Source organism: Neobacillus drentensis, from assembly GCF_036962765.1.
Classification (GTDB): Bacteria; Bacillota; Bacilli; order Bacillales; family Cytobacillaceae; genus Neobacillus; species Neobacillus drentensis_C.
In genome coordinates this window covers 1-8,348 of record NZ_JBALOS010000099.1, presented here as the reverse complement: position 1 = coordinate 8,348, position 8,348 = coordinate 1, and the positions used below count along the sequence as shown (strand labels likewise).

General features: G+C 37.1%; 7 protein-coding genes. 3 read left to right on the top strand and 4 right to left on the bottom strand.

The window, feature by feature from the left end:
- Positions 1-50: 50 nt before the first annotated feature.
- Complete coding sequence (gene alaP, locus V7137_RS13850) at positions 51-1,451, top strand: alanine permease AlaP (protein WP_335698628.1); 1,401 nt, start codon at positions 51-53, stop codon at positions 1,449-1,451.
- A 57-nt stretch (positions 1,452-1,508) separates the two neighbouring features.
- On the opposite strand, the gene V7137_RS13845 is transcribed toward alaP, so the two are convergent.
- Both V7137_RS13845 and V7137_RS13840 read right to left on the bottom strand, forming a co-directional pair.
- Positions 1,509-3,740 carry an MMPL family transporter gene (locus tag V7137_RS13845; protein ID WP_335698627.1) on the bottom strand — a complete coding sequence of 744 codons (2,232 nt, stop codon included), beginning with the start codon at positions 3,738-3,740 and terminating at the stop codon, positions 1,509-1,511.
- A gap of 56 nt (positions 3,741-3,796) precedes the next feature.
- The gene (locus V7137_RS13840) at positions 3,797-4,429 is read right to left on the bottom strand and encodes a TetR/AcrR family transcriptional regulator (RefSeq protein ID WP_335698626.1); all 633 of its coding nucleotides are present in this window, start codon (positions 4,427-4,429) and stop codon (positions 3,797-3,799) included.
- A 179-nt stretch (positions 4,430-4,608) separates the two neighbouring features.
- Here V7137_RS13840 and V7137_RS13835 point away from each other — a divergent pair, with 179 nt between their 5' ends.
- The gene (locus V7137_RS13835) at positions 4,609-5,400 is read left to right on the top strand and encodes a 5'-nucleotidase, lipoprotein e(P4) family (protein ID WP_420490129.1); all 792 of its coding nucleotides are present in this window, start codon (positions 4,609-4,611) and stop codon (positions 5,398-5,400) included.
- Positions 5,401-5,478: 78 nt separating this feature from the next.
- Here V7137_RS13835 and V7137_RS13830 read toward each other — a convergent pair whose 3' ends face one another.
- Both V7137_RS13830 and V7137_RS13825 read right to left on the bottom strand, forming a co-directional pair.
- Complete coding sequence (locus tag V7137_RS13830) at positions 5,479-5,844, bottom strand: cytochrome-c oxidase (protein WP_335698624.1); 366 nt, start codon at positions 5,842-5,844, stop codon at positions 5,479-5,481.
- A 147-nt stretch (positions 5,845-5,991) separates the two neighbouring features.
- A complete protein-coding gene (locus V7137_RS13825; RefSeq protein ID WP_335698623.1) occupies positions 5,992-7,251 on the bottom strand; it encodes a DUF445 domain-containing protein in 1,260 nt (419 codons plus the stop codon).
- Between the two features lie 322 nt (positions 7,252-7,573).
- Between V7137_RS13825 and V7137_RS13820 the strand changes: the two genes are divergently transcribed.
- Positions 7,574-8,104, top strand: coding sequence for a hypothetical protein (locus V7137_RS13820; RefSeq protein ID WP_335698622.1), 531 nt, complete (start codon positions 7,574-7,576; stop codon positions 8,102-8,104).
- The last annotated feature ends 244 nt before the right edge of the window (positions 8,105-8,348 follow it).

The following is an 8,348-nucleotide window of genomic DNA, read 5'->3' as shown; positions in this document are numbered from 1 at the left end:
AATGGGATGAGAGTAAATCTAATGTCTATACACAAAGGGGAATGATCTATATGAGTAAAAACACTCATGGTAAAGAGCTTCACCGTGGATTAGAAGAAAGGCATATCACCTTGATGTCATTAGGGGCAGCCATCGGGGTAGGTCTATTTCTTGGTTCTGCAACAGCTATAAAAATGGCAGGACCAGGTATTTTAGTTGGGTATGGTGTTGCTGGATTAATTATGTTTTTTATCATGCGTGCCTTGGGAGAAATGGCGATTCAAAAACCGGTAGCAGGTTCTTTTAGCAAATATGCACGTGACTATTTAGGACCCCTTGCTGGATATATAACAGGCTGGAATTATTGGTTTTTATGGGTCGTGACCTGTATGGCTGAGATTACAGCTGTAGGAATTTACATGGAGTATTGGTATCCGGATGTTCCACGCTGGATCTGGGCACTTAGCGCACTAGTCATAATGGCAACAGTTAACTTCCTTGCGGTAAAAGCATATGGTGAATTAGAATTTTGGTTTGCGCTCATTAAAATTGTTACCATAATTGCGATGATTGCCATCGGTATTGGCATGATTTTCTTTGGAATTGGCAATGGAGGTATTGCTACAGGAATTAAGAATTTATGGGAACATGGCGGTATTTTTCCAAATGGGATTAAAGGTGTTTTATTATCATTACAAATGGTTATGTTTGCTTATCTTGGGATTGAAATGATTGGGGTTACAGCAGGAGAGGTTAAAAATCCTGAAAAGTCCCTTGCAAGAGCAATAGATTCTGTTTTCTGGCGAATTCTTATTTTTTACGTAGGTGCGTTATTCGTCATTATGTCTATCTATCCATGGGAGGAAATTGGTACAAAAGGAAGCCCATTTGTACTTACCTTTGAACAAATTGGAATACCAGGAGCCGCTGGTATCATTAACTTTGTCGTACTAACAGCCGCATTGTCATCGTGTAACAGTGGGATTTTTAGTACGGCACGAATGCTATTTAACCTTGCACAACATGATGAGGCGCCAAAGAATTTCGCCAAAGTAACGAAGAGTGGTGTTCCGGGTGTTGCAGTTATAGCTTCAGCAGGTGCCTTATTGATTGGTGTTATTTTAAATTATATTGTTCCTGCAAAAGTTTTTACATGGGTGACGAGCATCGCAACCTTTGGAGCCATCTGGACATGGGGCATCATTCTTTTATCACAAATTCGCTATCGTAAATCCTTAAAACCGACTGAAGCGAGCAGTCTAAAATATAAGATGCCGCTTTTCCCTTTTACTTCGTATCTTTCATTAGCCTTCTTAGCATTTGTGATCGGGCTGATGGCGTATAATCCAGATACAAGGATTGCATTAGTAATTGGACCTTTATTCCTCGTCTTCTTGGTTATAGTTTATTATGCAAAAGGGTTTCATAAAAGAGGTTCAATCGAGGCTAAAGAAGAAGAACGAGTAAGTTAAAAGAATTAGATACAAGAAAAAGCAGTGGGGAGAGTCCCACTGCTTTTTTGATAGGAATTAATTTGCCGTATTACGTTTTACAGCCGAAATGTGTTTTTTTGATGGCCAGAAAGCCCATTTGCCCAGTAAGACTGTAATGGATGGTACAAGTAATGGTCTTACGATGAAGGTGTCTAATATAACACCGATGGCGGTGATGGTTCCGAAATGAACAAGGACTTGAATGGGCAAGGTCGTTAAAATAGCAAATGTTCCGGCCAGGATAAGTCCTGCCGAAGTAATGACCGATCCAGATTCTGCCACCCCTTCTTTAATGGCTTGTAGAAGGGGTAAGTGTCTGCTTTTTTTCCATATGCTCGAAATCATAAAGATATTATAATCTTCCCCTAGTGCAACAATAAACACAAAAGCATAAAGCGGAATAAACCCTTGGATCGCTTCTACCCCGAACAGATAATGAAGAAGAACCCAGCCCAGTCCAAGAGCACTAAAGTATGATAATAGAACAGTTCCAATTAAATAGACTGTTGCTGTAATAGAACGAAGATATACAAGCAGCAGAACAGCAATGATACTAATCACAATGGGAATGATGATATTACTATCCTGACTGGTTGTCTGTTTAGTGTCGTATTGTTCCGCTGTTAAACCGCCAATCCAAACATGATCAGCCACATTAGCTATTCCAGCTTGTTCTAAACTGTTTTCCACATTTTTGCGAAGCTCCGGAATATGACTCATTGCCTTATTAGAATACGGATTGACATTCATTTCTAAATTATAGCTAGTGATATTTTTATTATTTGCTCCTTGTTTACCCTCGGAAACAAGTTCGACGTATGCGAGTTTCTCTAAATTTTCTTTTACAGGACTTGATTTTCCATTCGTTTGAACAATTACTAGAACAGGTGCTAATTCACCTGGATTGAAGTGTTCGGAAATGATATGGAAGCCTTCTCTTGACGGCATATCTTTTGGAAAAGAAGACAATGTATCGTAAGTGTAAACAATTTTGGACGAAAAAAAAGCAAAAATACCTAAAAATAATAAAGGAACAATCATCAGCAGTAGTGGCTTTTTCACAATTAGGTTTCCAAGTCGTGAACCAAACCCCTTTTTATTTTTAAGCGGCTGTAGAGTTTTTCCTTTTCTTTTTGCTCGTTCCTCCTGCATGGCCCTGGTCCGCGGCAAGAACGGATAAAATGAGGCTCTGCCAAAAATACTTAAGAGTGCAGGAATAAGTGTTAGACTGGCTGCCATCATAATTAGGATAGAAAGACTAAATGGAATGGCAAAACGATGAATCGCGCCGTACTTGGATAGTAATAGTACTAACAACGAGAAAACAACTGTTAGCCCACTCATGGCGATTGCACCAGACGCCCCTTTAAGTGAAAGCTTCATTGCAGTAAGCTTATCTTTTTCTTCAAGTAAATTACTTCTAAATCGGGAAATTAGGAATAAACAATAATCGGTGCCCGCACCGAAAAGGAGTACCGTCATAATCGATAGGGCTTGGGAGTCCAGTTCTACCCAGCCCTCCTTTGCAATACTGCCGAGGATGGGACTAATAATACCATAGGCAATCCCAACCCCTAATAATGGGATCAACGCTAATACAGGAGAACGATAGATTAGTAATAATAAGACAAGAACAATGGCAACCGTCCCAAATAGTAAGGAAAGGTCTCCTTGACTAAATAAAGCTGTTGCATCTGTTGAAATCCCGGCTGGTCCGGTAATTCGTAATACTAATTGATCCTTATCACTAATTTTTGCTTTATTTGGATCCTGTGGAAAGATAGTTGTAGCTTTTTCTTTAAATGCTGAGAGGCCATCAGCAATTTTCTCCTTGTCCGTATCTTTTTTAAACGTAACAGGTAAAATTAATGTAGTTCCATCCTCTGAGAGCTGCTGTTTTAGAGCTGGGAGTGGGAGTTGATAAAAAGGGATTACAGAATCCTGGGAGTCTACTGGATTTTGATCTAATTCTTTGGAATATTTTTGTATGAGTGTAAGATCTTCTTCCGTCATTCCAGTTGCTTTATACCAAGTTAATAAAGCAGGGGTACCTGATGTCGACGGGAATTCTTGCTCTGCAACGATTTTTGCTTGTTGAGAAGGTGTGGAAGAGTCTAAATTAGAAGCCATCTCATTCTTTTGGGAGTTTGCTTGTGGAAGAGTTCCATTTAATACTACTGCTAGTAACAGCCAAAAAAATAGAACAATCCATCTGCCTTTCTTTCCGCTAACAGCATTGCCATACCTCTTAACCCATTGTTTCTCCAATTTGGTCACTCCCTTTCTTTTTTCCTTATCAATCGATAAGTTGTTAGCAAAAAAAATTATGCTCTCATTCCATAAATAAAAATTTCAACCATTAATTTGGCTTTTTCCTCCGCGTTTGTTTGTCTCTCCTCTACAGTGAGTCTTGCGGTATTTTCAGGCTCTAGGAAAGATTTAATAAAGTTTAAAATCATATAGGCTAATTGCGTGTTAGTAGAATTCATTCTTGCTGGATTTTTAATTTCTTCCTTTGAAACCCCATCATTAATCATGTTTTCAACAGGAGTTAAAAAGGCTTTAATCCACGATTGATAAAGTTGTTGCTGGTCGTTGGGGTGAAGTTCATGTGAAATATCATGAAACATTTGGGACATATCCATTTCAAAATGAGCCATCATATAAAGTGCAATTTGTGTAAGCCTCTCTTGAAAGGTAGTGAATTGTGATAACAGAGCATTTAGGTCAATTTCAGTTTGGTGAAGAGTTTGCTGCATCACAGCAACATAAAGAGTTTGCTTGTTTTTAAAATGATGATATAGCGCGGGCTGTGTAACCCCACAAATTTTTGCAATTTGTCTTGTGGATACCGCACGATAGCCTTGTTCCATAAATAGGCGCCGCGCAGTCTGAATAATCAATTGGTATGTTTCCGTTTGATTCATTGCTTTAGCTTCCATGTTCATCTTACTCATAAAATATGGTTCCTTTCGTCGTTATTACCTTATCAGCTGATAAGTACACTATAACGAAGTTGGAGGCTGAAGTAAAGCAACAAAACAGAACAATCCGGATTAATGATTGGAATTATTACTATTTCACATACTAACATTGAAACTTAAATGAGGGATTGGTGTTGGAATTGAATAAAATAATGACCTTAATCACAGTAGCATTTTTATCGACTTTTCTTGCAAGTTTTCACGTCAATGCTGAAGCAGTGGCCAGTTTATCAGAACAAAACACGATGTCCGTGCTTTGGTTTCAAAAAGCAGGGGAAGCAAAAGGATTATTTTATCAAGGTTATAACATTGGAAGAATGAGATTGGATGAAATCATGAGTAAAAGTAGGGGAAGGAATGCCTTAAAGCCGGCTGTTGTCCTTGATATCGATGAAACCATATTAGATAACAGCCCGCATCAAGCTTGGTATGTGATCGCAGGTAGAAAGATTCCTTTTAATTGGAATGAATGGTTCAAAAGGGCTGAGGCAAAACCGCTACCGGGAGCAATTGAATTTCTGACGTATGCAAAATCTTTAGGTGTTGAGATTTATTACATTTCCAACCGGTATCATTCACAAAAGGATGCCACTATTAAGAATTTACAGCATGTGGGTGCACCACAAGCAGATGAAGAGCATGTGTTATTAATGCATCCTGGTGAAAAGGGGAAAGAAACACGGCGCCGCCAAGTGGAGAGAACCCATGAAATTGTCTTATTATTTGGTGATAACCTGGGAGATTTCAATGGATTTGATGGATTATCTGTTTCAAAAAGAAATCAAATGGTCGACAAATACAGGGAGGAGTTCGGTAAAAAACTTATTCTCTTTCCAAACCCAATGTATGGAGATTGGGAAAGTGCTATATATAATTATAATAACAAGATAACGGATGACGAAAAAATGAAACTGAGAAGGAAATTCTTAGAAACGTACCGTTAACAAAACAAAGACGCCTGAAGAGGCGTCTTTGTTTAAACCGTTGGAGAATAATAATAATACTAATAATAAAAGTCCCGCTTAACTCCTAACATTTTTAAGGATATTAATTGCATAGACAATGATCCCTAATACCATTAATGTACCACCAGTAGCTATGGCAGGTTCTGCACTTTTCGTCCCGGATACATAAAAAGCGAGTCCAATCATCATAATGGGCAAAGATATATTGTGAACCCAGAAGTGAACCTTTGCGAGTGTTGTTTCTGCTGCACTTGGAAAACCAACATAAATGAGACCAGCAACTGCCATAGTCAGCCAACCTAATAAGTTAATATGTGCATGGACAGGAGAAAAATTTAAATTTTCTGTCATTGACATATACATCCCCAGGCAAACCCCAATGACAAAATACACCACAGAAATTTTAATCAATCTTACTGCCATTTTCCAGCCTCCCTTTTTTACTTAAAAGTTGTGACTACAGTACTAAATATGTTGGGAAATTCTGAAAAAGAACGTTGATTTCATAGGGACAAAATGAGAATTTTAAATAGGAAAAGCTGCCCAGTGAGGCAGCTTTTTGAAAGTGAATTAAAATAGCGCTTTAATACCAACTAAAACAAGTCCGATGAGGAATCCACACACAGCACCATTTATACGGATCCATTGTAAGTCTTTTCCAACATTTGTTTCGACCATTTTAATAAGTGTTTTATTATCTAGTTTTTCTAAATTTTCCTTAACAAGCGTGCCTATTTTCGAATGATTTTTATCAACAAAGTTTGAAATATGGTTCTTAATCCAGGCTTCAATCGAAAGTACTCTTTCTGGATTAGATTTGATTTGCTCTAAGCCATTTTTAATGAGCGGGAGGAGATAATCATCATAAAAGTTTGGCTTGTCAATATAATCATATGCTTTTTGTTGTATCTGATTTAATAACTCAGTAATTTGTTCGTCCAGTTCCCACTTATTAACAAGATGTGTTTTAAAATGATTTAGTTCTTCATAGACCTTTTGGTCATTTTTTAATGATTGCAGTTTATGATCAATATGAATCATTAATGTTTGACGATTTTGATTTAATGGGTCCCGAAAGCTGGCTACCCCTTTTAAAATAAGATTTTGAATGATACTACCTAATTTTTCTTCATTAACCAAGTTACTAAATGATTTTAAAGCAAATTGCATAAAACCATCAGCTTTGATATTTTCCACCGCATCGACAGCCAACCCACCGAGTTTATACTTGGTACTTTCTTTCCTTGCCCATTCATCTATCTCTTTTAGCATATAATCAAGAGCTTTTTCATCATATTCTCTAATCGTAACCTGTTCAATAAGTAGGGGAAGAAAATTCTTACTATCGATTTCGTGGATTCGAGCTTTTAGTTCTTCTTCTAGCAGCGGTGCGAATCTTTTAATATCAAATATTTTTATCAAATATTTAGACATCATGATGAAATTCTTTTGGACTGCTGGTGATGGTAATTCATTGTCGATTATCTCAAATATTTTATCAGTAAAATGAATGGTATCAATCTTTTTACGAATACTTTCTTTTGTCAACCAATCATTTTCTAACATTGAAATTATACCCGCGATAATTCTATGACGGTTTTTGGGAAGCAGTGCTGTATGCGGAATTGGAATACCTAATGGGTGACGGAATAATGCTGTTACGGCAAACCAGTCAGCTAGTCCTCCAACCAATCCAGCTTCAAATCCGCCCTGCAGAATTGTCCTCCAAATAGAATCTTTTAAAGGTATCGTTGCCAGAAAGCCGATTCCCATCACAGCAAGAAAAATCGTTGCTAAATGCTGTGTTTTTTTATTTTGACGATTAACCATCTTTGAAACCCCTCATTTTTGAAAAATATTATTGTCTATTGCTATTATCTCAATTTTAATTAAAAAAAAGCAAAAAAAATTACTTATATATGGATTATTTGCAAAATCTTATGACTTAGGAGGAAAAAACAATAGAAACACCTCTCAATTTCATGAGGTGTTCTCTATTGTAATTCTACTGATGTTTTTGTTTAGAATGGCAAATTAAAAATTATATGAAAATTTTTATTTAAGGTTTGAAACACTTTAATACTTTTTTCGTCTAATCAAATGTTGTAAAATATACAAGGTTTTTAAATTAGTGAATTAGGGAGAGATGGAAATGAAAAAGTTCTTGGTCGTAGTATCAACAATTATGATGGCTTTGGGCCTTACTGCTTGTTCAAGCAATGATGAAGGAAAAACAGACAAGACGGATGCAAAAGAAGAGACAGCAGCGAAAGCGGACGTTAAAAAGGAATTAGTTAGATTCTATATGGATCTTGGAAATAAAATTAACGCAAAAGATGCTGATTTAAATGCATATGTTGCAAAGGCAACTAAAGAAGATGCGAAACCTGAAGAATTACCAACTGCTGAAGATCGAGCTAAAGCAAGTGAATCAGCTGCGGCGGTGGCTGCAGAATTAAATCATTATCAAATTCCTGAATCATTAAAAGATAAAAAAGCCGAACTTGAGGCTGCAATTAAGGATTTTGCAGCGTCTTACCAAGCTAAAGCCGATGAATTAAAAAAAGAAACACCTAATTTTGATGCAGCAACAGCAACCTTCACACAAGGGGAAGAAAAACTTGGAAAAGTATATGAAAGCGAAAAATTACTTCCGCCAAGCGTAGATAAGCAAGTAAACTAATATTGGTTACTATTTATTAGAGGACGAGGTTTCTCTAGAACAAAAAACACACGGTATCGTGTGTTTATTTTTTATATGAAAAATTAAGTGTAAGTCTAATGGTATTCAAGAACCGTCTAGCGATGAGAGTCATGTTCGGACAAGGGAAGGTTCGAACTTATCTGAATGCAGATCCCATTTGTAAACTCGCTAATGCACCATACTGGCATTTGCTGAACTAGACCGAATTACAGCGGGATTCCAG

Excerpts from the sequence above, each read along its gene's own strand:
- V7137_RS13830 (WP_335698624.1), bottom strand. The coding sequence starts at position 5,844 with ATGGCAGTAAGATTGATTAAAATTTCTGTGGTGTATTTTGTCATTGGG.
- V7137_RS13835 (WP_420490129.1), top strand. The coding sequence starts at position 4,609 with ATGACCTTAATCACAGTAGCATTTTTATCGACTTTTCTTGCAAGTTTT.
- alaP (WP_335698628.1), top strand. The coding sequence starts at position 51 with ATGAGTAAAAACACTCATGGTAAAGAGCTTCACCGTGGATTAGAAGAA.
- V7137_RS13825 (WP_335698623.1), bottom strand. The coding sequence starts at position 7,251 with ATGGTTAATCGTCAAAATAAAAAAACACAGCATTTAGCAACGATTTTT.
- V7137_RS13840 (WP_335698626.1), bottom strand. The coding sequence starts at position 4,429 with ATGAGTAAGATGAACATGGAAGCTAAAGCAATGAATCAAACGGAAACA.
- V7137_RS13820 (WP_335698622.1), top strand. The coding sequence starts at position 7,574 with ATGAAAAAGTTCTTGGTCGTAGTATCAACAATTATGATGGCTTTGGGC.